This window comes from Porphyromonas sp. COT-108 OH2963 (genome assembly GCF_000768895.1).
Taxonomy (GTDB): domain Bacteria; phylum Bacteroidota; class Bacteroidia; order Bacteroidales; family Porphyromonadaceae; genus Porphyromonas_A; species Porphyromonas_A canoris.
Map to the genome: position 1 here is coordinate 69,686 of NZ_JRAP01000009.1, position 26,815 is coordinate 96,500.

23 protein-coding genes and 1 tRNA gene are annotated in these 26,815 nt (G+C 44.1%); 13 read left to right on the forward strand and 11 right to left on the reverse strand.

Features of this window, described 5'->3' with window-relative positions:
* Window positions 1–213: 213 nt before the first annotated feature.
* From cas6 to HQ39_RS06120, 9 genes are all read left to right on the forward strand, one after another.
* Window positions 214–879, forward strand: coding sequence for a CRISPR-associated endoribonuclease Cas6 (gene cas6 / locus HQ39_RS06080; RefSeq protein WP_036864693.1), 666 nt, complete (start codon window positions 214–216; stop codon window positions 877–879).
* A gap of 18 nt (window positions 880–897) precedes the next feature.
* Window positions 898–1,476 carry a hypothetical protein gene (locus tag HQ39_RS06085; protein WP_036864695.1) on the forward strand — a complete coding sequence of 193 codons (579 nt, stop codon included), beginning with the start codon at window positions 898–900 and terminating at the stop codon, window positions 1,474–1,476.
* Window positions 1,473–3,614 carry a CRISPR-associated helicase/endonuclease Cas3 gene (locus HQ39_RS06090; RefSeq protein ID WP_036864697.1) on the forward strand — a complete coding sequence of 714 codons (2,142 nt, stop codon included), beginning with the start codon at window positions 1,473–1,475 and terminating at the stop codon, window positions 3,612–3,614. The genes HQ39_RS06085 and HQ39_RS06090 overlap by 4 nt, the downstream gene beginning before the upstream one ends.
* Window positions 3,615–3,622: 8 nt before the next feature.
* Window positions 3,623–4,933, forward strand: a complete 1,311-nt coding sequence (locus HQ39_RS06095) for a hypothetical protein (protein WP_036864699.1) — start codon at window positions 3,623–3,625, stop codon at window positions 4,931–4,933.
* Between the two features lie 6 nt (window positions 4,934–4,939).
* Window positions 4,940–5,998, forward strand: a complete 1,059-nt coding sequence (locus tag HQ39_RS06100; RefSeq protein WP_036864700.1) for a CRISPR-associated protein Cas7/Cst2/DevR, subtype I-B/TNEAP — start codon at window positions 4,940–4,942, stop codon at window positions 5,996–5,998.
* A gap of 81 nt (window positions 5,999–6,079) precedes the next feature.
* Window positions 6,080–6,601, forward strand: a complete 522-nt coding sequence (gene cas4 / locus HQ39_RS06105) for a CRISPR-associated protein Cas4 (RefSeq protein WP_036864701.1) — start codon at window positions 6,080–6,082, stop codon at window positions 6,599–6,601.
* Window positions 6,598–7,614 (forward strand): type I-B CRISPR-associated endonuclease Cas1b, encoded by a 1,017-nt coding sequence (cas1b, locus tag HQ39_RS06110; RefSeq protein ID WP_036864702.1) that lies wholly within the window; start codon window positions 6,598–6,600, stop codon window positions 7,612–7,614. The genes cas4 and cas1b overlap by 4 nt, the downstream gene beginning before the upstream one ends.
* Complete coding sequence (gene cas2 / locus HQ39_RS06115) at window positions 7,614–7,877, forward strand: CRISPR-associated endonuclease Cas2 (RefSeq protein ID WP_036790397.1); 264 nt, start codon at window positions 7,614–7,616, stop codon at window positions 7,875–7,877. Before cas1b ends, cas2 begins: the two co-directional genes overlap by 1 nt.
* 865 nt (window positions 7,878–8,742) lie before the next feature.
* On the forward strand, window positions 8,743–9,411 hold the full coding sequence (locus HQ39_RS06120; RefSeq protein WP_036790501.1) for a YceI family protein: 669 nt from the start codon (window positions 8,743–8,745) through the stop codon (window positions 9,409–9,411).
* 752 nt (window positions 9,412–10,163) lie between these two features.
* On the opposite strand, the gene HQ39_RS06125 is transcribed toward HQ39_RS06120, so the two are convergent.
* The 9 genes from HQ39_RS06125 to HQ39_RS06175 all read right to left on the reverse strand — a co-directional run bounded on the left by HQ39_RS06125 (window position 10,164) and on the right by HQ39_RS06175 (window position 20,979).
* The gene (locus tag HQ39_RS06125) at window positions 10,164–11,825 is read right to left on the reverse strand and encodes a hypothetical protein (RefSeq protein ID WP_036864705.1); all 1,662 of its coding nucleotides are present in this window, start codon (window positions 11,823–11,825) and stop codon (window positions 10,164–10,166) included.
* A gap of 43 nt (window positions 11,826–11,868) precedes the next feature.
* Complete coding sequence (locus tag HQ39_RS09240) at window positions 11,869–13,035, reverse strand: hypothetical protein (RefSeq protein ID WP_052079499.1); 1,167 nt, start codon at window positions 13,033–13,035, stop codon at window positions 11,869–11,871.
* Window positions 13,036–13,317: 282 nt separating this feature from the next.
* Entirely contained in the window at window positions 13,318–13,767 is a 450-nt protein-coding gene (locus HQ39_RS06135) for a hypothetical protein (protein WP_036790391.1), read from the reverse strand.
* 72 nt (window positions 13,768–13,839) lie between these two features.
* Window positions 13,840–15,687 (reverse strand): V-type ATP synthase subunit I, encoded by a 1,848-nt coding sequence (locus HQ39_RS06140; protein WP_036864708.1) that lies wholly within the window; start codon window positions 15,685–15,687, stop codon window positions 13,840–13,842.
* Window positions 15,684–16,298, reverse strand: coding sequence for a V-type ATP synthase subunit D (locus tag HQ39_RS06145; protein ID WP_036790385.1), 615 nt, complete (start codon window positions 16,296–16,298; stop codon window positions 15,684–15,686). Before HQ39_RS06145 ends, HQ39_RS06140 begins: the two co-directional genes overlap by 4 nt.
* A gap of 6 nt (window positions 16,299–16,304) precedes the next feature.
* Window positions 16,305–17,627, reverse strand: a complete 1,323-nt coding sequence (locus HQ39_RS06150; protein ID WP_036864710.1) for a V-type ATP synthase subunit B — start codon at window positions 17,625–17,627, stop codon at window positions 16,305–16,307.
* Window positions 17,628–17,638: 11 nt separating this feature from the next.
* Window positions 17,639–19,396, reverse strand: coding sequence for a V-type ATP synthase subunit A (locus HQ39_RS09245; protein WP_052079500.1), 1,758 nt, complete (start codon window positions 19,394–19,396; stop codon window positions 17,639–17,641).
* 26 nt (window positions 19,397–19,422) lie between these two features.
* Window positions 19,423–20,358 (reverse strand): DUF2764 family protein, encoded by a 936-nt coding sequence (locus HQ39_RS06170; protein WP_036864713.1) that lies wholly within the window; start codon window positions 20,356–20,358, stop codon window positions 19,423–19,425.
* A 9-nt stretch (window positions 20,359–20,367) separates the two neighbouring features.
* Window positions 20,368–20,979, reverse strand: coding sequence for a hypothetical protein (locus tag HQ39_RS06175; protein ID WP_052079501.1), 612 nt, complete (start codon window positions 20,977–20,979; stop codon window positions 20,368–20,370).
* Window positions 20,980–21,613: 634 nt separating this feature from the next.
* Between HQ39_RS06175 and serS the strand changes: the two genes are divergently transcribed.
* The 3 genes from serS to HQ39_RS06190 are packed head-to-tail and all read left to right on the forward strand — an operon-like array spanning window position 21,614 to window position 24,352.
* On the forward strand, window positions 21,614–22,912 hold the full coding sequence (serS, locus tag HQ39_RS06180; RefSeq protein WP_036864716.1) for a serine--tRNA ligase: 1,299 nt from the start codon (window positions 21,614–21,616) through the stop codon (window positions 22,910–22,912).
* Between the two features lie 14 nt (window positions 22,913–22,926).
* A complete protein-coding gene (locus HQ39_RS06185; protein WP_036847274.1) occupies window positions 22,927–23,742 on the forward strand; it encodes a DUF3108 domain-containing protein in 816 nt (271 codons plus the stop codon).
* Between the two features lie 16 nt (window positions 23,743–23,758).
* Window positions 23,759–24,352, forward strand: coding sequence for an HD domain-containing protein (locus tag HQ39_RS06190; protein ID WP_052079502.1), 594 nt, complete (start codon window positions 23,759–23,761; stop codon window positions 24,350–24,352).
* 96 nt (window positions 24,353–24,448) lie between these two features.
* Here the strand turns inward: HQ39_RS06190 and HQ39_RS06195 are convergent, their stop codons facing one another.
* Entirely contained in the window at window positions 24,449–25,000 is a 552-nt protein-coding gene (locus HQ39_RS06195) for an HXXEE domain-containing protein (protein ID WP_036864719.1), read from the reverse strand.
* Window positions 25,001–25,233: 233 nt separating this feature from the next.
* Here HQ39_RS06195 and HQ39_RS06200 point away from each other — a divergent pair.
* Window positions 25,234–25,308 (forward strand) — tRNA-Pro (locus HQ39_RS06200).
* 200 nt (window positions 25,309–25,508) lie between these two features.
* Here the strand turns inward: HQ39_RS06200 and HQ39_RS06205 are convergent.
* Window positions 25,509–26,693, reverse strand: coding sequence for a MalY/PatB family protein (locus tag HQ39_RS06205; RefSeq protein ID WP_036864723.1), 1,185 nt, complete (start codon window positions 26,691–26,693; stop codon window positions 25,509–25,511).
* Window positions 26,694–26,815: the final 122 nt, after the last annotated feature.

A 26,815-nucleotide genomic window follows, 5' to 3' on the forward strand; every position in this document is an offset into this window, starting at 1 on the left:
CTCTTTTGCGAGCTGTTATTCTCTTTATCTGTTTTGTTATTAAATGATTAAGACATTCTTTTATCCTTTTGGATAAACTTCTTGTGAAGCAAACCGAACGATCTTACAATCGTCGTTATGATCATCTTATTGTTTTATAACATAGATTGGAATATTAGTGTTTATTGACTATATTTGGAAGGGAAGAAAATTTCAAAAACCAAACAATATAACATGAGAATAGAATTAAACATACGAGGGAACGACACTCTTATCCCTTTTACCCACCAGCCTTGGCTTGTCGGAACCATACACAAATGGCTGGGAGAGAACGAATGGCACGGGCATACATCTCCTTTCAGCTTTTCGCGTCTGAGTGGCGGACGGGTAGATAAGGAGAAAAAAGGGCTTATCATAGGGGAGAGAGCCAAACTGACCATAAGTGCTCATCTGCCCGACTTCCTTTCCAAACTGATAGAGGGCATTCGGAAAGATCCTTCTATGTTTAAGGACTTGGTCGTACAAGAGATAGTATTGATAGAAGATCCGGATCTTTCCAATAGAGAACTATTCTTCCCCCTAAGCCCTATCTTTCTGAAAGAGAGGCAGCCTGACGGAACGTATTCTCACATTCTCTTCGGAGACAAGCAGGCTAATGCTCTGCTGACAGACAATATCCGAACAAAACTTCAAGCAGCCGGTATAGAAGATAAGGAGGCTACTGCCGAGTTCGTAACACAGGAACAGAATGTGCAGGTGATGCTTGTGGAGTATAAGGGGATAAAGAATAGAGTGAACTGGTGTCCGGTCAGGATACAAGCCAAACCGGAGTCAAAGCTGTTCCTTTGGAACGTTGGTTTGGGACACTCTACCGGTATAGGTTTTGGATGTATTAAGTAAAAGAGAGAGGATAGAGCTATGGTATATTATGTAGTAACCTATTCAGGACCTTTCGGTTTTATAAAACCATGGTCTGCAGTACGTGATGGACTTACATATAGTCAGCAGTTTCTCTCACCTTCCACACTTGAAGGGATAGAGAAGAAACTCTTTCCGGAGCTGTTGGGAAGCAAAGGAATCGAGAAAATCGTGAGATATAAACTATCCTATTCCGATATATCGGTACAGCAAGAGAAAGTGCAGACTCGTGGTTGGGAGAAGAAGACAAAAGAGAAGTGCTTCGTTAGAGGGTTGTCTATTTTGAATAGAGGTGTTCTTCTGTATCCTGTCCTAAAGTTGGCTTTCAAATGCGAAGAGGATGCGAGAAGAGCATCCACACAGCATCTTTGTCTCTGTCGGAATGAAGATGTTCTAATGCCTTCTGCGGAGATAGAACAGATGGAAGAGTCCGACTTTAATGCTTTGAAAGGGTTTGAACTCCGTTTTGGAAAAGAGGACGAAACCGCTTTTATGGTCGGATACAATAGATATGACAATCTCAGCCCGTCCTATGGAAGTCTTGAGATTGACGGTAACGCCGTATTTGATATTCAATGAGTAGCTCTCCCCAAAATATACTTGCAAAACAGAAGACGCCGTATCGAACGGTTACTTTGACCGAACATCTTAGGCAAGTTGCTACTATGGCGGAGGTGTTTGCCAATGCTTGCGGATTGGATCCTGAGTGTGCAAGGCTCGGAGCCATCCTGCATGACATAGGAAAGACCAGCCCTCTGTTTCAACGTTCTTTGTGTCCGGGATATCTTCATGAGCCGGGAACGATAAGGTTTCGCCATGAAATAGCGTCTCTATTTTTCCTTTCCATAATAGAGGAGAGCAAGAGAGATGCCCTGATAGAGATGATTGTGGCTCATCATAAATCTGTGGAAGGAGATGTCGGAGGTAAAGGACTTATAGATCTTGATGGTAATTATCGCAACTGTTTTGACTTTCATGCGAAAGATTTTTCAGAATGGATGCCTGTCGCCATGGAGATACTTTCAGAGCTTGGACTGCCTAAAAGATCTGTCTCTCCGGAAGAAGCAAGAGAGTTGTACGACTATACTGTGGAGTATTGCGAAAATCTCAAAAGAGGTTACTCGGAATGGAAGGGATTGCTTATGGCTGCAGACCATTTGGCTTCCGCTCTTGATGAGGGAACAGAAAAGGTGGCGGAAAAACTTTTTATTACTCCGGATCTATCTTTTTATCACGGAAGAGAGAGCGAACTTTATCCTTTATCCCGAATATCGACGGAGGATAAATCTCCTCATACCATAGTAACAGCACCGACCGGAGCAGGAAAAACAGATTTTCTTCTTAGACGTTGCAAAGGAAGAGTTTTTTATACACTTCCTTTTCAAGCCTCTATCAATGCCATGTATGACAGAATCTCGAACGATCTGAGCGATACCGATGCACAGATATCTCTGCTTCATGCGGCATCCATATTGGAGAAAGGAGAGGACAATGAGTGGCAAGAGCGAATCTTGCAGAGGCATCCTGGAGCATCCGTAAAAGTGCTTACCCCACACCAAATTGCAGGACTGGCTTTTGGCATTAAGGGCTTTGAAGCTACGGCTCTTGATATAAGAGGATGCGATGTGATCCTGGATGAGATACACACTTACTCCGGAGTAACTCAATCCATAGTGTTGAAAATAGTAGAGGTATTGGTGGAACTCGGATGCAGAATCCATGTAGGAACAGCAACGATGCCAAGCTCTCTTTATACGGCAGTTCGCTCTCTTCTTAAAGGAGGAGTTTATGAGGTAAAGCTGGAACCTGAACTGCTTTCAACCTTTAACAGACATGTTGTCCATAAAGTAGAAAATCTCTCTGAAGCCAAACCCTTGTACGAGGCTGCATTTGCACGTGGAGAGAAAGTGCTGTTTGTCTGCAATACGGTAAAGAGAGCGCAAAATCTCTACATGGAGCTGGTGGATGAGTATGGAGATATTCCGAGAATGCTTATCCACAGCCGATTTAAGAGAGGAGACCGAAAGGAGTTGGAACGAAGGCTTAGAGAGGAATTTAATACGATGTCCGGTGCTTGCTTTGTGGTCTCTACACAAGTGGTGGAAGTAAGTCTTGATATCAGCTTTGATATGATGGTTACCGAGTGTGCGCCCATAGATGCTTTAATACAGAGGTTTGGTAGAATAAACCGAAAGCGTACATCTCTTAATATGCCCAAGAAACCGGTGATTGTCCTCTCTCCGGCTAAAGATAAACGGGAGAGCCTTCCCTATGATCCGGAGATACTAAAGCGGAGTTATGAAGCCCTGCCCCATGAAGAGGTCTTGGAAGAGAAAGCTCTGCAAGAGCTAATAGATATTGTCTATCCGGAGGTTGTCCCGATAAACATAGATATGCACACGATATATGAGGAGGGTGTTTGGAAGATAAGAAAGCTGAGGCACTATCCTAAATCGGTCCTTTTGGATATGTTGGAGATAGACTCTGCAACGTGTGTCATAGAAGCTGATGAGGAAGAGTATATCACAACATCGTACCTGAAAGCGGCATCCAAAGAGATACCTCTTCCTTATAATAGCATTAGGTGGAAGGAGCTCAGACAATTGGATGTCAGGATGAAACCATTTCTAATTCCTGATAGAGCTTACGATGAGGAGCTGGGAGTATTGTCGGAGTTTCTCTCTCCGGAGTTTTATGAAACATTCAAAATACTATAGATAACGCTATGATTACATCTGTAATAGGTAAGATATTTTTAGAAGCGTACAATGAGAAGTATCAAAAAAAATATGATGCTTGTACTTTTTTTGAAGAGATCTATTATCCGCTATTCTTCGATCACGACAAGTACATGATGTCGGCAGGGAACTCTCCTTTGGAAAATCCTAAATTGAGTTGGGAACCCATGTTGAAAGGAGAGAAACCTTACCAAACACCGGAAGAAAGACAGGCACGAAAGGAGAGATTTTTTGCAAAAGTGAGTGAAAGAGTTCCGGATGCTTCTATTGCGATAGGGTATCCGTCTGTGGATTTTGTTTCTACCACATCGGGGCAGGTCTGTGTCGATCTTGATCGTGTAGAAGAAGAGGAAATTTTTCTATCGTGGATTGGAAGTGGTCTTGGTGTTACCGTTAAGGGAGGACAGACTATTCTTTTTAACCATAAGACCATACTTTTGGATATTTATGAGGGATGGGCGGTTTATAGAGAGTTACTGAATAGAACTCCTTTTTTGAGAGGCAATCAGATAAATACTTGGAATGGACAGTGGTTGGCTTACAGATACAGCAATGACTACGATGAGGAGTTCAAGACAATTCCTCCTCATGCTCTGGCAGAAGCCAAAGCCCCGATAATGGAGATACAAACTCAATCGTGGACCAATGTTCTGCTAGGTATTTGTAAGAAGAATAAAAAACCTCAGATGCTGGGATGCATCTACAATGTAGGGCAAACCAACACCACGATAGGGTTTATACCTTTTGTGCTATCCCAAATAAGAAGACCATACGAGCTGTATGAAAAACTTTATGGTCCTGTTGGAGAAAAAGCAGAAGCCTATTTCGGAACGGCTTTTGGCTTTGGTAAGGCTTGTCAGCAAGGCTTTATAGGAATAAAAGCATTGGAGCCAAAAGGTCTAAGAGAGGTGATGGCTAAAGGCAAGATCCCTTCTATAAAGGCGGATAATGAGGATACAGTAATTAAGTTTAACACATATATAACATGGATTGTAGCTATGCTGAACAATGAAGAATTGTGGGAAAAATCCCAAGAAATTGCCAATGCTCTATTGGATTATGAGAGGGAGACGAAGAATGCAAAAACTACTCGAAAAAGACAAGTAGAGGCTGTAGTCGGTAGTTTGAACAAGAAGAATTTTATATCAAATCTTACTGAGATAGTGGAAACAGCCACCGAGACAGAGGCTTTAATCTCTGCTGCTGCTCTGGTTAATGGCATGCCTGCTGATAATGTGCCTTACTTTCTTACTCTCATACGTTTTCATTATGCGATAATAAATAACTCAAAACAATAATCAATCATGACACCTTTTATTTATTTACGTGCTCTCAAGCATGCCGAACACACTGTTTTCTGTGTTTCTGATGGTCAGAAAGAGTATTATGATCCTCAATTTGGTCGGTCTGTTGCTTATTCCAGTGGTCAGCAAGTAAAGAGATCCATCTTGGAATCTTTGACGGATATGCTGAATGTTCAGATGGCGCCGATCACTTTCAACTATAACATTACGAAAGATAAGAATCTGGAAAATAAAGAGCCATGGTCTCCTTGTGATCCGACCTATATAGATCAACTCATTGGAGGTTGGATGCGTGCAGGTGATGGAGTAACCAAAAAGCGCAGAAGTCCTTTATCTATTTCTGCTATGCGTCCACTACATCCTCTTCTTTGCTCTGTCGTTCGAGAAAATCTCACTTTCGACAGAAGCGACAGACCGGATAATCATCCTGTTAATGTACGTGTTGCCGGTAGTGAAACACTTCTTTCCAAAGAGGAGATAGAGGAGTTTTTGGAATCTAATGGTCGTACACTTTCTCGTCGAAACTGGATCCCGGACAATAAAAGAACCACCGGGCTGTTCGTTTATGATATTGCAATAGACTTGCGTACACTGTTTTCTGTATCGATCAATCAACATGAACCGGAAATAGATAAGGCAACGATAGAGAAGTTGGAAGCAGAGGGATGGGTAAGAAGCAGGAATGTATTTGGAGAATGTCTGGTACTTCCGAAGGGTAAAAGAGATGAAATAATCCCGGCTCTTGCTTTCGCCTTGATAGATTGGCGTATAACTTCAAATCAGGCTCGCACATTCAGTCTTATGGAAACATTGGCAGTTGCTATAAGCGATAATGCAAACACACTTGCTGCTGCTATTCGTGCCAAACTGGTGGATGATTCCGGAGAAAAACTAAAGGCAAAACCTATCATAGATGATAAAGCCGGAGCCGAGCTATTTGTGTCTCTTCCTTGTGCCAGCTATGTTGTAACGGAAATTGAATCTCCAAATGCTTTGGAAGAAGCACGAAAAGCCTTGATAGATAAAATGATGGCTTTTGATTACGAAAATCAGAAATAAAATCCTTAAATACCTCTCTTGAATTTAATATCCACTATTCAAGAGAGGTGTTTTCTTATTTCTTTTACATCTATCTGTCTTATGAATTTTATCACCGGTACTCATTTCAACTACTATTTAGTCTGTCACAGAAAGCTATGGCTATTTTCTTCCGGGATCACTATGGAGCATACATCGGATCTTGTGTACGAAGGAAAGTTGATTCATGAGAATAGCTATCCGCAACGATCCTTGCGGTACGAGGAGTTGGAGCTTGATGGCATAAAGATAGACTACTACGATGCTAAAAACAAAGTGGTACATGAGATAAAGAAATCGGATAAAATAGCACCTGCACATAGGCTTCAGCTTCTTTACTATCTCTATGTCCTCGAGCAGAATGGAGTGGTCGGTGCAACCGGGATATTGGAATATCCGAAACTCAGACGGCGCGAGGAGGTTTTGCTAACGGATATGGACAGAGAGCAGATACGGGAGATTGGAGAAGAGATAGAAAGAATAATAGAGAGTAAAGAGTGTCCTCCTGTGATATCATCTAAGATATGTAAGAATTGCAGCTACTACGATTTTTGTTTTTCCGGGAAAGAGTCAGAGCAGTTATGAAGAAAAGTTATTATCTATTCAATCCGGGAGAGTTGTCAAGGAAGGACAATACTCTTCGCTTTACTCCCATCGAAGAAGATGGCAATGGTATTGAGCATTTCGGACAGCCTCGATACATTCCGATAGAGGGCATAAACGATCTTTTTGTCTTTGGTTCTCTGAGGGCAAATAGCAGTTTATTCAACTTCCTTGGACAGAATGGCGTGGATGTTCACTTCTTTGACTATTACGAGAACTACACCGGATCTTTTATGTCAAGAGACGCTTTGCTTTCCGGTAAGATGTTACTGGCACAGACCAAAGCTCATCTGGATTTTGAGAGACGCCTGTCGCTTGCCAAAAAGTTTATAAAAGGAGCTGCTTTCAATATGCAGAAGAATCTCAGCTACTACAATAACAGAGGGAAAGATGTGCAGGATATCATAGATCAGATCGCGGCTCTTGCTTCACATTTGAATGCTGCGGACTCCATCGAAGCCGTTATGGGCATCGAGGGAAATATCAGAATTGCCTACTATGAGGCTTTCAATACCATCATAGATCATTTTGAAATGGGAGCAAGAAGCAAGCAACCACCCAGAAATGAAGTGAACGCCCTTATCTCTTTTGGTAATATGATGTGCTACTCTCAGTGTCTGAAGGCGGTACATCAGACGCAACTCAATCCCACCATCAGCTTCCTCCACACTCCCGGAGAGCGACGATACTCTCTCTGCTTGGATATCTCTGAAGTCTTCAAGCCGATACTTGTGGATAGGACGATATTTAAGGTTTTGAACAAAAGGCTCATTCAGGAGAGACATTTCGATAGAAAGCTGAACAGATGTATTCTTAATCCAAACGGGAAGAAGATTTTTGTCCAGGCTTTTGAGGAGAGACTTTCCGAGACCATCAAGCACAGAAGATTGGGGCGTTCCGTCAGCTATAAACATTTGGTAAAGTTGGAGTGTTATAAACTGGCAAAAGATCTGCTTGATATAGAGGAATACGAACCATTTAAGATGTACTGGTGATGTATGTGATCTTGGTATATGATGTGGGAGAAAAGCGAGTAGCAAAGATGCTGAAGCTGTGTCGGAAATATCTCAACTGGATTCAGAACTCCGTGTTTGAGGGAGAAATCACTGAAGTAAAGCTTCTCGAACTCAAAATGGAAGCGTCTGATATAATGGACGAAGAGGAGGACAGTGTTATCATCTTTTCCTCCCGACAGCACCGCTGGTTGGAAAAAGAGATAATAGGAAAAGAGAAAGCCTCTGTGGATATTTTCTTATGACACGGCTCAATGTCTGTTTCTGCTCTTCTTTTACTCTATTATTGTAGTTTTCGGAAAGGGATTGCAGGTGTTGATTGTCATAGAATAATAAATTCTCGAATGCTATTATGGTTTTCTGTTATCGGATTTGCTCAGCCTTTTATTCGGGATTATAGCCTTTTAGATAGCTTTTGCTTTCTGTTTTTATCTGCTTTTCTCGTAAATTTGAGAGTATCAATTGCACTTTTGCGGAATTAAAACTTCCTTGCTTCCCATTTGATTTATAATTATTTTTACTTTCAATTGTACCTAAGGGGAATTAAAACTGCTCTTTGCATCTTGCGTCAAGCATCGAAATTCTCTCTATCAATCGTACCTTAGTGGAATTAAAACATGAGCATAGGACGGTTTATGCTCCTGAAAGGGCTTGCTATTAATCGTACCTTAGTGGAATTAAAACTATCGTCTTTTACAGAACAACTTTGAGGAAATGTTACTATCAATCGTACCTTAGAGGAATTAAAACGCGAGATATGCGTTCGTTGCAAAAGTTCTTCTTGCTCTATCAATCGTACCTTAGTAGAATTAAAACGCAATCTAATCTGTAATCCTGAAAAGCTCCACGCCAATATCAATTGTACCATACAGAATTGAAATGGAGAGAGGGTAATGTCTGTATGATTGCTTTAATTCTTCTTGACTATACCCTCAGCAGTTCCAAATTTTCTTTGCATCCCCTTGGTCGTGTTTGCAAGGCTGTTTTTATCGGTGTTTTCATTCCCAACATCAAGATGTTTAATCTTTTAGAGCTGTGAAGAGAGTATTTTTGTACTTTTGTATGACCATATTTGAGAGTGGTATCGGTATCTCTAAAAATGGGAATAGTATGAAGTTAAGACAGATATTTTTTGTGGTAATCTTTCTGTTCGGATTGCTTTCCTGCTCCGGAAACAGGCAGGCGAGCAAGACTTCCGAAGCGGTGCCTGTGGAGGCTATGTCGGATATGGCTTCCTCGGTAAAGAGCCTGGCGATAGATGCGGATGGCAGCGATGTCAAGTGGACCGGCTATAAACCGACCGGTAAGCACTGGGGGGAGGTGAAGATAGCGAGTGGAGAGATCCGGATAGACCCTAAGACTCTTTTGGTACTTGGCGGTAAGATTGTGCTCGATATGAATAGCATAGAGGTGGACGACTTGGATGATAACTCTCCGGATAAGGTCAAACTGGAGACGCATCTGAAGAGTGAGGACTTTTTTAACGTGAAAGAGTTTCCGGAAGGTCTCTTTGAAGTTACCGGCAGTGAGCCTATCGAAGGCTCTAAAGCTCAGATGTTGTCCGGTAATCTGACCCTGAAAGGGGAGACGCTGAATGTCTCTTTCCGTGTAACCGTAACCAAAGGAGGTGAGGGCGAATATGAAGCCATGAGCGAGACCATCGTATTGGATCGTACAAAGTGGGGGATTAACTATGCTTCCAAAAACATCTTCAAGGATCTGAAAGATAACTTTATTGATGACCATTTCGAGGTTGTTCTGGAGATAGAAGCAAGATAGACTTTGTAGTAACCACTTTTAGTGAGGAGAAAAGAAATAGCGAGGAGAGTGTTTAAGATTTTTGGACACTCTTCTCGTTTCTGCTTCCTGCCGGGTCGGACTCTTTATTTTTATATATTCCATCCCATTTATCAGCCCGGATTTCCCCTGTTTCTATTTGGGTCGAAGCTGTTGTTTTTAGAGCAGAACCGAAATGTTAAATCGGCTTGTTTTATTTACACTTATTTGCTTTCAGGGATAGGAAAAAAGCTGAACAGATTAGGTTTTTCAACTAAACGTGTTCAGATTTTTTCTAAACACGTTTACTGTTTTCATTAAACACGTTTACTGATTCCTCTGAATACTTTTAATGGATTGCTTAAACGTATTTAGAATTTTTCTTGAAGTGTTGATTATCAGAGAAATAGCTGTTTTAACGGTTTTTGAACGGGATTTTATATGATTTTATCATTAAGAAATATTTATAGTTTGCTTGTTGGTTTTTAACGAATATTGGCTCAAAAACAGCCCTTGAAAACGATCGGAGGGCAGTTGAAACTTATTTCCGAGATTTTGTGTATTGCCTTGTTTTCCAGAGTGATATGGTCTGCTCAAGATTTTGAGAGAATAAACTCAAGAGAAAGAAGAGAGTCTTGGAAGAGGAAAAACAGCCTTCTGTTTTTATATAAAAGTACACATGAAAAAAGCTCATCTTTAAGGAGAATATCCCCAAAGATGAGCTTTCCCATTGGTTATACGAGTCTTTTTTCTGATCAGTATCTGTAAGTGACGCCTAACAATATTTGGTGAGACATCTGTTTCATATTACCCCCCTTGGATGGGAAGACATAAACGTTGTTGTCTGCCTTGTAGGAAGATGAGGTGAACGGATATGCCTTAGCCGAACGAGTGTTGTTTACATACGCCAAGTCCAGAGAGAAACCATTCTTGAATGCGTAGCCGATACCGAGTGTGTAGTACTGATTTTTTCCTTTGGTCAGGATAAAATCGGACATTGTTCCGGATGTTCCGACATCTTCTTTGAGTCCGTTTTCGTCTTCACCCAGTACATCAAGATCTTTAATCGGGTTGGAGTAGATGGCCGCTCCTCCTCGAATAGAAAGCTGACGTGTAGGTTTAAGTTCCAAACCGAATCTATGGCTTGTTACCGCTCCGTAATACTCTTTGATGTATTGGTTGTTGCTGTTTTCGACACCGTTGTCAAACTTCAGTCTGGTCGAGCCTGCATTGGAGTAGTCAAAGTCATACGTCACGGCTCCATAACCTCCCAAGTAAATCATGGCACTGGCTGTGATGACGCCGGGTCTGATCAGAGAGTATTGGGTGTAGTAGTCTTTGGGTGTGCTATAACTGAATGGGCCTTTATCTTTGTCGTATCTCCAGTTGAAACTTCTGGCTTCTGCGATATACTCATCCTTGAGTGCCAAGACTTGCGGAGTAAGATAAGAGACGCCGATACGACCGAAATCACCAAGACTTATAAGTGCTCCGAAAGTGGCACTGACGCCTTGACCGGAGGTGTTGAGGTGGTTGCTGATTTCGAGATAGTCGTTAGAGGCAGCTCCTTTGTAGTCGCTGTAGTTGTCCGTATAAAACTTATTACTATCGAATGCCTCGCCATAGTAGGTTTTCTTATTGTAGTTGATGCTGTGCAGTCTGAGCGTTGCTCCGAAGTGCAGATACTCTCCGGAAGAGAACCCAAGAGAGAAGTCGAAAGACTTATCCGCGCCTCTCTCCTGAACTTTAAGCGTGGAGTGGTCGGGAGCAGAGCTCAGATTCTCGTAGATGAACGTGCTGCGATAACGGTCTGTACCATCTACGTGTTCTATGAGACCTGCATTCTCGGCAAAGATCGGAAGCCATTCGTAGCCGGAGTTATAAGGATTGTTTTTCTTGGTATCCTGAATGGCAGCAGGAGGTATCTTGTATGCCATTCTCGCCGCATAGTCGGCAATGGAGACCGGCATACCGTCTGCTTCCATGCGATAAGCGCGTCCGAACTCTTTGTCTCTGTTGTAAGAGAATGAGAGATTCACACCACGACCCAATCTGGTCGAGGGTAGCACAAACGTAAAGTTGTTCAAGGCTCTCGGCCTGTGAGTGGTAGAGATACCGGTCTTGGTATTCATACCCCACTCGGTAGCAGTGTTGAGATTGCCAAATCCGAATGTTCCGTGTATGATGTGTGAGGTGTAGAGGTTTACACCAGCGGGATTGATCCGTATGGCAGAAGGGTCTGCTCCCAATGCTCCGACAGCTCCACCCATACCCATGGATCGGGCTGTACCATTGAGAGCACGCTCTGTAAGGTTTTGAGCATCCCGCTCATTCTGTGCCTGCAAGCCTGAGAAGGAGCATAAGACAAGCCCCAATCCCAGCATTCCTTTGATGCTATATGATACTATTCTTTTCATCAGTGTTTCTCTTTGTTGTGAAAGACTATAAGATCAAGACGCTTTATCTTCTGCCGCGTCCGCCTCCCGAACCGCTGCCGGAGTTGTGATTTCCTCCTCCGGAAGAAGAGTTGGATGAACCTGAACTGCTACTGCGTACAGAAGATGAGTTGGACGACGATGAGGACGAACCGCTTCTGTTGTAGTAGTCGTAAGAGGATCTTGATCGGTTTTCATAGCTTCCGTAGTTGCTGCCACGGTTATAGTCTGTTGCTCCCGAACGTCCACTGTTGCGATACACTCCTCCTCTGCCACTATTGTAGTTAGGGTCATTTCCGCTGCGATACCTGTCGAGCGTGCGACCATAATCCTGACCATAGCGTGAACCTAAGGAAGAACCATCGGAGCTGTATCTGCCTCTTATGTTATTGTTGCTGCCATAGCCGGAACGTCCGGTATAGGAGTGCGTTTTAGGAGTAGAGTAGTAGCCTCCGTATCCATAGTAATCGTATCCGTAGCTATAATCGTAGAAGTAGTGCGGACGATATGGGCGGTAGTAGTAGCCACCCCAATAGTCGTAGCCGTAATACGGACCACCCCAACCCCAATAATGGTGTCTCGGATAGCCCCAGAAGTCCCAATAGGAGTCGTACCAAGGATAGTAGTATCCGTAATATCTGTAATATGGATAAGGATATCCCCAGTCTCTCCATGGTCTGTAACCGAAGGAGATGTTTATGGAGACATTGTTATAGTCGTCGTAGCCGTAGTAGCTGTCTGTCCATGGGTTGTAACGGACATCGTCCACGATATAAACATCGGCATCGCTTAGCACTACCGTGTTGTCCGAATGGAATCTTTTGATTCTCTTGGAGTATTTTCCGTTTGTTTTCGGACGTTTTCCTCCTTCGAGTCTGTCAAGATTGGCTTCCATCTCTTCAGATGAAATGCCTTCCCATCCCTTTCCTCTTCTGTTGTAATAGTCTATGAGATCGCTCTCGTAAGTCTCTTCTTTCTTGAGTTGCAACAGCCTTGCTGCTCGCTCTTCTTCCAGCTTTTTCCTCTTTTCTGCTTGTCTTTTGAGGTACTCAAGATGTTCCTTCTCTTCTCTTTCTTTGAGTTTTTTCATTTGAGAAGGAGTAAGATAGGCGTCATCTTCATACTGGGCAACAGCAACCGAGCTACCCAAAAAGGCCGCCAACAGGGCAACAAGTAAAAATTTCGTCTTCATGGTTGTTACTGTTTTTATGTATTGTTTATTGATTATCTTGTTTCTTTTTGGTGGATAAGTGGGCTGTTTTGTGCCTCTTTTCCGCACGAAATATAGTGATTATTTCCGAGAAACCCTTGATTCCATCTATTTTAACCTGCTTTAGACAAGGCAAGGTATTATTTTAATGAAAAGAGTGAAGCAACAAAAAACACTCCCGAAAAAGTACTTGCCTCTTTTCGGGAGTGTTTTTAGGTTTTTATTCTTGGAAAGACCAATAATCGACGTTTCTTGCTTGATCTATTAGAAAGCAAAGTAAGTCAAGATAGCAACAAGCAGAGCCAAGATAGCGTAAAGCTCAGGGAACACTGCCATAACAAGGCTGGATACCATAACATCGTGGCCGGAAGCCAATCCCGCGATACCGTTGGCACACACTTGCGCTTGTCTGATAGCAGAGAAGAGAGCCACTACACCAAGAGCAAGCCCTGTGGCAAGGATAGCCCATGCTTGTACAGAGGTGATAGCTTCTGTAAGGAATCCTTTTGCAAAGAAGAATGCCAAGAAACCGTAGATACCTTGAGACGATGGAAGGGCGGATAGTGTAATGTATGAAGCCATCTTTGTAGGGTCTTTTTTCATCGCTCCTACCACTGCATTACCTGCGATTGTAATACCGACGCTACTTCCAATACCGGAGAGGATTACCATGAAGGCTATACCGAGCCATCCTAACATCAAATTCATTTCCATGAGATAATCGTTTTATTTAAGTGTTTATTATTTTGTTTTTATCTGTAATATCTATTTGTACAAGAAGATTTCTTACTGTACTTCTTCCGTATTCAGCTTTTGAAGAGGCTTGTACTCGACTCCTCCTCCCTCATAATCGGAGTTATTAAAGTACTCTACGAAGATGAGACGTATCGGGTGTACGAATGCTCCGATGAGACATAAGCCAAAGTTGATGGCATGACCGAGAGCCAATATAATAAGCATCGGCAACCATTTAATATATATAGGTAGTCCCCCGGTAACCTGCATGGCAAGATCGTTGAACACACCACCGAGAATACCTCCGGCAAGTCCGATCGCAAATAGACGGATATAGGATAGAGTGTCTCCTAATAGCCCGGAAGCTGTATTGTAAGCCGTCCAAACTGCACTACCGACATTGATGAGCGGATTTTTACCGGGAGAGTTGAAGAAGACAATGAATATTCCGAAGAGTGCGAGGAGTCCATATACGGCATAAGTTACCCACTGAGGAAGCTCTATCTTCAGCAACGGAAGAGAGAAAAAGAGTACTCCGGTGAGTATCAGAAATGCCCATGCAAACTGCGATACGGAATATTTGAGTCCTTTTTGCTTGGTCGTTTTTACCGCCTTTATGACTTTCGCAAAGATGATCTGTACCAATCCCAAAGCAATAGCAATGATCATGATATTATCTTGCGATAGGAAGAAGGCTTTGAAAGGAGCTAAGAATGGAATATTGACATACTGCACGCCAAAGAATGTTCCCATGAAGAACGACACTATAATGGTTGCTCCTCCAAGATATTGCAGCATAGTCATCATTGCCTGCTTGTCCGGAGAAGACTTTCTTTTTATTAGTGTGGCTGCAAGAAGCAGGATTATGCCATAACCTCCATCCCCAAAACACATTGCAAAGAACAGCATGAAGAATGGTGCTACAAACGGAGTGGGATCAAGCTCGAAGTAGTTGGGGAATGAGTGCATCTTGATGATCGGCTCAAATGCCCTTGCAAAGAAGTTGTTCTTAAGCTTGATGGGTACTCTTTCTCCTTCCTTTATTTCTATTTCTGCAAAGGCATAACCCTCTTTATCCAGAGCACTCTCCATTGCCTCTGCCTTCTTTTGAGGCAACCAGCCTTCGAGTACGACGAGCTGATCATCAAAGAGAGATACACCTTGAAGACGGGCATCATCTATCCGATAAGTCTCTTCGAGAGAGAGTTGATATGCTTGAGCAATCTCTTTGTGTTGTGCTAATGCCGAGAGTTTAAGTTGTTCCTCTTTTAATCTGACCGAGAGTGTTTCATTTTCTGCTTCAATATCCGAGATGCTTCTGTTCGGTACATCCAACAGACTACTTTCGGGAAGATCTCTCGTGGTAAGCTCTTGTAGAGAAAGTGTTACAAAGTAAAAGAGCCTTTGAGCATCCCCTATAAATACCGCTCCAAACAGATCTTCCCACTGTTCGTTATAGGCATTTGCCGGCACTGTCCAGAATTGAAGCTGAAGACCGTCCTTTCTGAATTTTTCTACGATGCTTGGATCAAAATCTCCCCAGACAGAGAGAGAAGATATGGTCTCCTTGTTTGCCGCAATCTTTTGAGAAAGCTGTTTGATCTGCTTTTGAGCCTCCAAGAATGTGGCAACATACTCTTCACCATTTTGTGGCACGACAAAATCGGAATGCCGGGCTTGCTGTTCATCTTTGGCTTCAGCTTTCCGGATGATCTCCAACTGGGTAAGAATGGTTGCAATCTCCTTTTTCTTTCCCAAAAGAGACTTGATATTTTCTATCTCATCTGTATTCCGATTCTGGAGGATATGAACCACTCCGAGTGATTTCAGCCGTTCCAGAAACGCTTCGTGTTCTTTCCTGTAGATGAGGAAAGAGTATTTACTCATAGGTACTATCATACTGCTTTCACCTCCTCTTCTGCTTTACGTTCTAAGTTTGCCCGCATGATTTTTTGTGCTGCCTTAGCCAAAGATTCTTCGTCTTCCAGATACCTTTTGATCTTCCTTATGGCATCTTGATAGCCCGGAATCTGTACCTTCTCAAAGAGATTTACTTTTTGAGTCGTTTTCTTTCTGGCATGTTCGAGCAGATTCATCTTCATGCGTTCAAATTCTGCCTGTATCCCCACTGTTGCAAGCTCCTTGACCAGAGAGAGACCCTCCATAAACCATGCAGGATGAGCAGCAAGGCTAAATGGTTTTACATTGAACTCGACATCCGATAGCAATGGAATGACCACACCTGCAATCTTTCTTGTCGCCATCTTCACATCTTTTACTTCCAAGAGTGAAGGGTCCAGTTCATTCCAAAGAGCCTTCATGTTGTCATACGTTCCGAGACGCATTTCCAACTCATTCTCAAGTCTCTCTACTTCGTCCTTGGTTCGCTTCACTTCCATACGCAGTGCACTCTCCTTGCTTTTTATTGTAGGAAGAGCTCGCACACGCACTTTGAGTTGCTTCTCCTGCTGTTGTAGTGAGGTCTTATTGTATTGGAATTTAATAGCCATTATCTCTTACTTTGAGGGCCAATACTTATCTACCAAATCTTGACGGATGTTTACCTCTTCCGGTTTGAAGTATTGAGAGAAGAGCCCCCAAGTAGTATCCAACATTTGGGTATTGTTCAAGTTGACGTCTATCGCCAACAAGTGGCGAGAGTAATCCTTGGCAAAGTCGAGCGTTCGAGAGTCATACTCGGTAAGGTCAAAACCGTTTTCCAACTTGGTCTGTGCATTGGAAGCATCGGAGTATAGACGTACAGCGGCGTTCATCACCTGAGGATGATCTTCTCGTGTTTTCTTTCCGATTACAAGCTGTTTTAGGCGAGAAAGACTCCGGAATGGGTCTACGATAACCTTTCCTACCTGAGTGTCCCTACGGAGATAGAGCTGTCCCTCGGTGATGTAACCGGTGTTGTCGGGAACGGCATGCGTAATATCTCCTCCCGATAGCGTTGTAACCGCAATGATGGTGATGGATCCTCCGTCAGGGAACTGTACTGCCTTTTCGTAGATCTTAGCCAAATCCGAATAGAGAGAACCCGGCATCGCATCTTTGGAAGGAATTTGGTCCATCTTGTTGGATACGATTGCAAGAGCATCGGCATAGTTTGTCATGTCCGTTAGCAGTACCAACACTTTCTTGTGCTCCTCTACTGCAAAATACTCTGCTGCCGTAAGAGCCATATCCGGAATAAGTACACGCTCAACCGAAGGGTCTTCTGTCGTATTGATAAAAGAGATAATACGATCCAGTGCACCTGCATTAGTGAAAGTGTTTTTGAAGTACAGGTAGTCGTCATTCGTCATACCCATTCCTCCAAGAATAATGAGATCACTTTCCGCACGAAGTGCTACCGTAGCCATCACTTGGTTAAAAGGTTGGTCAGGGTCTGCAAAGAACGGAATCTTTTGCCCTGTTACCAGAGTATTGTTAAGGTCGATACCGGCGATACCTGTGGCAATCAGTTCGGATGGCTGTTGCCGGCGAACAGGATTTACCGAAGGGCCTCCGATCTCCACCTGTTTACCTTCAAGCTGAGGACCGTCATCTATTGGTTCGCCATAGGCATTAAGGAAACGTCCGGCAAGAGACGGGCCCACTTTGAGCGATGGAGAGTTTCCGAGGAAAACCACTTCCGCATTGGTCCGAATATCTTCTGTGCCACGGAAGACCTGAAGAGTAACCTCATCGTCTTGTATCTTCACTACTTGAGCCAACTTTCCATCTATTGTTGCCAGCTCGTCATACCCTACATCCTGTGCCTTAATGGAGCAGGTTGCTTTGGTTATCTTCGTAACCTCTGTATATATTTTCTGGAATGCTTTATTCGCCATCGTCTTGAATCTTATTTAAGAGTCTTGTCATTGATAACACTCTGTAGTTCTACCTCATACTTCTTAAAGCTCTCATCTTGGAACTTTGCGTAGTTCATCTGCTTGAGCATATTGATGAGCTTTTTGAAGAATGCCGATACATCGTTGAAGTCTTCATAGTCGTATTCCCCTCTACAAATGTTTACCACGATCTCCAACATATATTTCTGTCTTTGCAGAGGAGTGATACAGTCTATCGAGTCGAAAGCATCCTGTTGGAGCAGAACAAAGTCTATGAGTTCGGATTTCCAGAATATATCGTGATACTCAACCGGCACACCATCGTCTCCGAGAATGTTTATCTGTTCGGCTATCTCCTTACCACGTTGCATTCTGGTACGGCATTCGTGTACCATTTTGAGCCACTCTTTTCCTGTTATAGCGGAGATATACTCTTCAAATTCCGGGTATTCCAGATACTTCGAGTAGGAGTCTATCGGATTCACGGCCGGGTATCTCTTCTTGTCCGCACGGTCTTGTTCGAGGGCATAGAAGCATCGAGCCACCTTCTTGGTATTTTCCGTTACAGGCTCTTTCAGGTTACCTCCGGCAGGAGATACCGTTCCGATGAATGTAACGGAGCCGCTCTCGCCATTCTTCAGCTCCACATAACCTGCACGAGAGTAGAAGTTGGCAATGATGGCAGAAAGGTCCATTGGGAATGCGTCCGGTCCCGGAAGCTCTTCCAAACGGTTAGACATTTCACGAAGAGCCTGTGCCCAACGAGAAGTAGAGTCTGCCATCAGAAGCACTTTAAGCCCCATCGCCCGGTAATATTCCGAGATAGTCATCGCCGTATATACGGATGCCTCACGAGCCGCTACCGGCATGTTGGATGTGTTGGCTATGATGATGGTACGCTCCATAAGCTTTCTTCCTGTGTGAGGGTCCACCAGTTCGGGAAACTCTTTGAAGATCTCCACCACCTCGTTGGCACGCTCACCACAAGCAGCTATCACCACTATATCCGCCTCTGCCTGCTTCGAGATGGCGTGTTGAAGTACGGTCTTACCTGTACCGAAAGGACCGGGGATGAAGCCTGTACCCCCTTCCACCATCGGGTTGAAGGTATCTATGATACGTACTCCTGTTTCAAGGAGCTTGTATGGTCTTGGTTTGTTCTTGTATCCCGGTACGGGCAGCTTCACGGGCCAGCGTTGTACCATCGTTACCTTATGCTCGTTACCGTCTTTGTCTTCAAGCACGGCAATAGTATCCGTAAGTGCATAAGTTCCGGCAGGAACGATGCTCTTCACGGAGTAGATACCCTTAAACACGAAAGGCACCATTATTTTATGGCTCTTGTAGCTCTCGTCCACTTCTCCAAGCCAAGACGCCGCTTCAACCTCATCACCTGCTTTGGCAATGGGGGTAAACTCCCACTTGGAATCCATTTCCAACGGTGGAGTATAATCGCCTCTCTTAAGAAAGACACCCTCCATCTTGTCCAAATCATTCTGCAAACCGTCAAAATTCTTGGAGAGAAGTCCGGGTCCGAGTTGCACTTCAAGCATATGTTGTTCGAAGCGAGCCTTATCTCCGACTCTCATACCGCGTGTACTGTCGAAGACCTGAACATAGGCGTTCTTTCCAATGATCTTGATAACCTCGCTCATCAGTTCGGTTCCCCGCACTGAGATATAGCAGATCTCATTTTGAGCCACCGGTCCATCTACCTCTATCGTTACGAGGTTAGACACAATGCCTCTTACTATCCCGGTTGTTTTCATGCGAATATGTTCTATCGTGTAGGTATTTATACTTTTTCTGTTTGTTGATTATCGGCAACGCTTTTCGACTTGTTTTTTGTGCTCTCCACAAAGTTTGCAAGCTTCTGTTTGCCATCGCTGTTGAGCGAACTTATCAGGGTTCGGAATGCTATTTCTCCCTGTTCTTTGTCCAGTGTAGTCCATCGTTCTATGATTCGGGTCTTGAGAAAATAGACCATCATAGCCTCTATGGAGAAGGTGTCGGAGAATACAACCTCATCGAGGAACCGCCAGCGGATCGTGTCCAAGTGGCGTTCTCTCGTGTACAGATTGCTCTCTTCCGCTACTTTTATGATCTCTTGAAGCGTGTCGCTTCCGGGTAAAAACTGCAGATCTGTCCAGGAAGAGAGGCGGAGTATCTCTGTCAAAGGAGAGGCTCCGACCAGATAAGACGAAATATCCAATCCGAACTTCTTGGCAGTGGTTGCCGCCATGATATTTGCTATATGGGCGTTCAGATCCACCCACTTCTTTACAAATCCTATTGCCTTCTTGCGGATATGGTCGTAGTATGCCACGGCAAGAAAATCTTCCGCAAACCCTTTGGCTCCATTCTGTTCAAACTTGCCCTCCAGATACTCTTCGACAAACCGAACCATATATGCCGGTACATTTTCGGGTATCGGAGTTGGCTCATCGTTCTCCTCGTCTCTGCACTCCTCTACGGCACGGATCAGCGTCCTGAGCGTATCTTCTCCGAGGGTAACCGGCACGGTCGGGATCTCTGTGGGAAGCCCTTTGAGCAGCTTGATGAGAGTCTTGTTGTCCTCCTGCAGAAAGAGCAGCTCCATCTGCCGAATGTCTCTTTTGGAAAACTGAGGACGCATCATCCCTTCCCACAACTCAAGCGAAGAGTAGGAAAGAGAGGTTTGTTCCTGTTTAAGTCCGGGTAGCTCCGCACCTAATGTATAGTAATGCGCCATTTCGCAGTCCTATGCTTTTTCCGGGAAAAGTATGGCACGGAGTCTCGGTCTGAAGAACTCTCGGAAGTACGCTTCAAGTTCCTCTTGTCCGATGACCATTTTGTAGCCTTGTCCTTCCGGCTTTAGTTCGAATGAGTGTGGTTTACCGTTGATGCTCTTGATGCTTACGCCCTTGTTCAGAGTCTCTTGTGCATGAGAAGCAAAGTAGGCTTGCAACGCATCCGCATCGGCTGTGGATATTTCCATGTTGCCTTTCGCGCTCCATGCTTTCACCATTTCCACTATGAGGTTGTATATCTTATCCGGTGTTCCGGCAGCGGCAGCCACTCCGGCAGATATGGCAGAGTCGTTGAGGATACCTGCCATTTCGCTTTTAAGAGAGTCTATCGCACGTCTTGCAGCCATCACTATCTCGGCTGTTGCTGTCTCTTTCTCCTTCACGGCATCTTGTTGTGCCTGTTGCAGTATAGCATCAGCCTCTTCTTTTGCCTGTTTTAGGATTTTCTCTTTTTGAGCTTGTGCGCTGTTCAGAATCTCTTCTGCTTCTTTCTTCGCTTTCTCTACACCATCGGCGTAAATCTTATCAGCCAAAGATTGAACTTTATTGTCTATAGAAGTCATAAACGGATATGTAATAGTTCGTAATGTTTGGTTTTCCCTAAGGCGCAAATTTAGCTTTTTCTTCTTGAAAGTAAAAATATTTTATTCGCTATTTTGAAAAACCTTAAAGAGCCTGTCTCACAAGAGGATTTTTAACATCTGTTTTTCCTGTTATTCGTTCTTTTTCCGCTCCTTCTTGCCTGCTTTTTTATTTTCAAACTCTTAGGATAGAGCCGTTTATTACTTTGGAAGGTCTCTTTATGTCGTTTTGTCCCGGTGTGCGAAAAGAGGGAATGAAAAGGAGTGAAGTAATAGAAAATCGGGCTGAATCTGTTCGGAAGTTGTACTGAATATGTTTAGAAATTATATTGTTCACGTTCAATGGTTGAAATCGGGTTTTGGTTTGTGGCATTCAAGCCTCGATTTGCAGGGGGCAAACGCCGATCTCTGCCATTCAAGTCTTGAGGCTCATTTTTGAACCTGTTAAGAGTGAGAAATAAACGTGTTTAAGACCTTTTTTATAAGGGTTAATTTCGGGATTCTCTTTCGTTTATGGAGATTTCGCCACAGACTCCATTAAAATTTATTACCTTTGCCTTGTTACAATTGCCCTTGCGCATGTATCAGACAGGCATAATAAAATAAAAATATAGAGATGTTATCCATAAAATATCTTCACGAAAACAGAGAAGAAGCTATCCGAAGACTTGCCGTTAAAGGCTTTAAGGGAGAGCAGATTATAGACGAACTTTTGGGTCTGGACAACGACCGACGCGACTCTCAACGCCGATTGGATGAAAATCTTGCCGAACAAAACAAGATTTCAAAATCCATAGGCTTGCTCATGAAAGAGGGCAAGAGGGATGACGCGGAGGTGGCAAAAGCACAGATCGCTTCTCTAAAAGAGGGCAGTAAGCAGATGGAAAGCAGGAAGAAAGAGCTGGAAGACCGGATTCTGAACCTGATAGTCCAAATCCCGAACTTGCCCGCGGACATCGTTCCGGAAGGTACAAAAGCAGAGGACAATGTATGCGTGAAGGAGGGCGGATGCATGCCCCATCTTACGGATGAGTGCAAGCTGCCTCACTGGGAAGTGGTGAAGAACTACGACTTGATAGACTTCGAGGTGGGTGTAAAGATTACCGGTGCAGGATTTCCTCTCTATAAAGGATATGGCGCAAGGCTGCAAAGAGCCCTCATATCTTTCTTCCTCGACAGTGCAAGAGAGGCAGGATATTTGGAGGTAATGCCTCCTTATGTGGTGAATGAAGATTCTGCTTACGGGACAGGTCAGTTGCCCGACAAAGAGGGACAGATGTACCATGCCCAGACAGACAATCTCTACCTTATCCCTACGGCGGAAGTTCCGGTTACGAACATCTTCAGAGATGTTATCTTGGAAGAAAAGAGTCTGCCCGTATGCCTTACAGCCTATTCGGCATGCTTCCGCAGAGAAGCCGGTAGCTATGGAAAAGATGTGCGCGGACTCAACAGACTGCATCAGTTTGACAAGGTGGAGATCGTTCGGGTAGACAAACCGGAACACTCTTACACCTCTCTTCAAGAGATGGTGGACTATGTTCAGTCTTTGGTGGATAAGCTCGAATTGCCTTGGCGAATCCTTCGTCTGTGTGGCGGAGACATGAGCTTTACATCTGCTCTTACTTATGACTTCGAGGTCTTTTCCGCTGCACAGGAGCGTTGGTTGGAGGTGAGTTCGGTCTCGAACTTCGAGAGCTTCCAGGCAAACAGACTCAAGTGCCGGTACAGAGACGCCGAGGGCAAGGTGCAAGTGGCACATACACTCAATGGTAGCGCATTGGCTCTGCCACGAATCGTGGCAGCATTGTTGGAGAACAATCAGACGCCGGAAGGCATTCGCATTCCGAAAGCTCTGGTTCCGTACACCGGCTTCGACATTATTCCATTGCCGAAAGAGCCGTCTCCATTTTAACTAAACGGATTTGAATGACAACAAAACTATCACAACGCTTTATACTGCTGTTTATCCTCCTTTTTACCTCTTCTTTCGCCTTGGCGCAGGAGAAGAAGGGAGCGGATCACTACGGATTTTATAAGGGAGAACGCTTGGAGTATGAAGTGAGATTCAAGTGGGGGATCATAAACGGACGTGCCGGTCTTGCCTCTGTTTCTACAAGAGAACTGGGTGGAGGCAAGCAGTGGTTCCGGGAACTGCACTTTCAGACTACGGGCATGATATACTCGGTCTTCCCTATGAAAGATACGCTCTCCACGCTTTATAACTCCAACTATCAACCTCTTCGCTGGGAGAAAAGGGTGAGGGAAAACGGCTACTATCTGATAGATGAGATTCAGTACGACTATTCGCCTCGCTTCACATCCATTCGCAGCAAGAGATATACACTCTCCGAAATGAAGGTGGACACACTCTTCAGCGTGCCCAAAGAGCGGATGGCTCTTGATATGGTTGCGGCTTTCGGATTTATTCGTTCGGAGGATATTCCTCTGCCCGATGGCGTTTCGGGAAAGTTCAGAGGCTACAACTTCTACGTTCCGATAGGTAAAGACCTCGTCCCGTGTAGGGTTGTGGTGGTGAGCCGAGAAGTGATCTCCATGCCGTGGTCTCCTAAAGTGCCTGCAATAAAGATGGTGCTCAGCATCAACGATGAAGCGTTCACCGGAAAGAATGATAACGTCGAGCTGTGGATTTCGGAAGATAAGTACCGAATACCGCTCATGGTAAAAGCCAAGCTGAAGCTGGGTGCGGCACACTGTATATTGCAGAAACATCCTCATCTGTAACTTTATCCCGATAGATATGAATCCGATCCAAATGCCCCTTGTCGTAGCTCCGATATTTGAGCAGTACTATCCGGAAGAGACGCTTTGCCGGCAGATCCTTGTGGAACATTCGTATAGAGTGGCACAGAAAGCTCTGGAAATAGCCGGGCTTCATCCGCATTGGGATCTCAACTTGGAGTTCATAGAAGAAGCCGCATGGCTGCACGACATTGGCGTGGATGCCTGTCACGCTCCCAAGATAGGCTGTTACGGGGAGAGACCTTATATTTATCACGGACTGGTCGGGGCGGAACGCCTTAGAGCCGCAGGCTTGGAAGCTCATGCGCTGGTGGCGGAAAGACATACGGGAACAGGTTTATATCATCACACCATCCTGCAACGAGGCTGGGACTTTCCTGTGGATAGGGTTTATGTTCCTCAGAGTCTGGAGGAGATTATTATCTGTGTGGCGGATAAGTTTTTCTCTAAAACCGAGCCGACGGAAGAGAAGTCGTACGAACAGATTTTGCGTGGACTTTCTCGCTTTGGTGAGGATGATGTGATAAGATTTAAGGCTTGGTATAAGATGTTGTTCGATACCGGAACTTCTGCCGAGGCGGTAGAGGTGTGAGACTGCTGCCGGTAAGATGAACTTCTATCTTCTCGAAAGAGATAGATAATATCCCGAAAGATAAAGTGTTGAGGCTTATCTTTCGGGACATTATTTTTATTTCTTCTGTTCTTGTATAAATCTTTTCTCCCAACGTGAAAACTTTGACATGAAAAAATAGGCAGAAGGAATGCTCAAAATCATTCCAACGAATCCTATGACAGAGTAGATAATGAGTTCTTGCACAGAGAGAAAGTTGCTATCTGAAAATATGATAAATGTATAGATGCAGTATGGAAGAGTGAGTAGGGAAGTAGCGACCACCGGAATATATCGTCGGTAGATAATCCATTGGGCTATGTGGATAAGGATATGGATGAAATATGCCATAAATCCGATAAACCAGAGTTCGGGAAGATTGAAATACAGCCCAAAGAATGTCGTGCAAGAGAGAAACAGAAACTCGTGAAAGACACCCACGGCAAAGGTTGAAGTGGAAAGCTCTGTGTAACCACGTGAATGGAGATAGCGGTAAGGTTTGTTGAAATGTTGCTTTAACACCTCTCTATTCTTATCTATCCATGATCTGAATAGAATTATTTCCTCAAAGTCGTGAATCATAAAGATTATGGGAAGCAGTGCCATGAGTAGTTGGAGTTGAGTGAACATATTTTTTCGCAGTTTATGGAGGCTTAAAAGTCTTGGCTATTAGCTTTGTCTCTCTTGTTTTGATGGTGCTTGTCATGTAAAGTTAGCCTTTATATTTTATACTTTAAGAGCTGTGTCTTAAAAGGTATAAAAGTGCCGTAAGAGGGAGTATATTCTTCTTTTTCTTCGACAGAGTGGGGGTAATGTGTTGCCGAATTAAGGAAAAGTTGTTACCTTTGTCCGGCAATTGAGTGCGGGGTGTAGCTCAGCCCGGTTAGAGTACACGTCTGGGGGGCGTGTGGTCGCTGGTTCGAATCCAGTCACCCCGACATAAAAGCATCGAAGATAGTATCTGCTACTCTTCGATGCTTTGTTTGTATGCAAATCTGTAAGGCGTAGACTTAAGAATATTTGCAATAGCCGTGTCAGCTAACGGCTATTGATATAGAAGCAAAAAGGTAATCCGAAGCAGTGTTCGCACTACTTCGGATTACCTTTTTGAAGAAAATGAGGATGGAAAGAGTTTTGATTACTTGGAGAGGAGCTTATCCACAGCTCTTTTTATCTGCTTCATGGCTTGCTCCAACCTTTTTCTTGTTGTGCCTATATTGAGTCGCATCCAGCCCTCGCCGCCTGTCCCGAATGTGATACCGGGGTTGAGCATCACGCCTGCATCTTCAAGAAGGAAGCGGTTAAGCTCCTCATCCGAAAGGTTCAGTGCCTTAAAGTTGATAAAGATCAGGAATGAAGCTTCCGGTTCGATCATCTCCAGCATTGGGAGTTGAGAGGATAAGAACTCACGGACATAAGCTATATTCTCTTGTATATAGCGTAGTGTGTCATCAAGCCACTCCTTACCATTATTATAGGCGGAAGCGATTGCCGGAAAAGCACAAGAGTTTCCGATCTGAAGACCGCTATTCTCAAGATAAGGGAACAGACGTTGTCTCAGATCAGGTTCAAGCACTATAAGCTGAGAGCCAACAACGCCCGGCATGTTGAATGCCTTGGATGGAGCTTGCAGGGTAATAACGCATTGGGCAGCTTCCGGGCAGGAAAGAACCATCGGTTGATGTTTTTTCGGGGTAAATGTAAGGTCTGCATGGATTTCATCGCAGATGATCATGACATTATGCTTACGGCATAGCTTGACGACCTTGGCGCACTCTTCCTGACTCCAGACACGGCCTCCGGGATTGTGCGGATGGCACCAGATCATCACTTTGGCAGATTTCAACTTTTCATCCAGCAAGTCAAAATCTACCTCAAATCTGTTGTTCTCAAGCTTCAAAGGTGCTTCCACGAGAGTGCGTTCGGTGTTTCGGATGACTGCCGAAAAGGGAGGATAAACAGGCGGACAGATAAGCACGCCGTCCGTTTTATCTGTCAAGAACTGCAATAGCTTGTATATCCCTGACACAATACCCGGAGTATAGCAAAACTCTTCAGGCGATACCTCCATGTTGTATTGGTTTTTCATCCAGTTGATGACCGCATTTTTATACTCATCTGTCGGGATAGAGTAGCCGAGGACAGGGTGTTCCAGCCTTTTCCTTATAGCATCCAGTACAAAAGGAGGAGTGGCAAAGTCCATGTCCGCAATCCATAGAGGGATCACTTCATGCCCTTTCGGAATGAATGGTGCAATAGCATCATATTTTGTACATCCGCTGTTTTTGCGGCAGATGTCTGCATCTATATTGTAGGTTTTCATTTTTTAGAATATTGAATAGTAAGATTTTTTGGGAAAGTAAAGATACAATAACTCCCTCGCTTTTCCAATTACGGCCCCTCGTAACCCCTTCTCTCTTTGGAAGAATATAAAAAAACATCTAT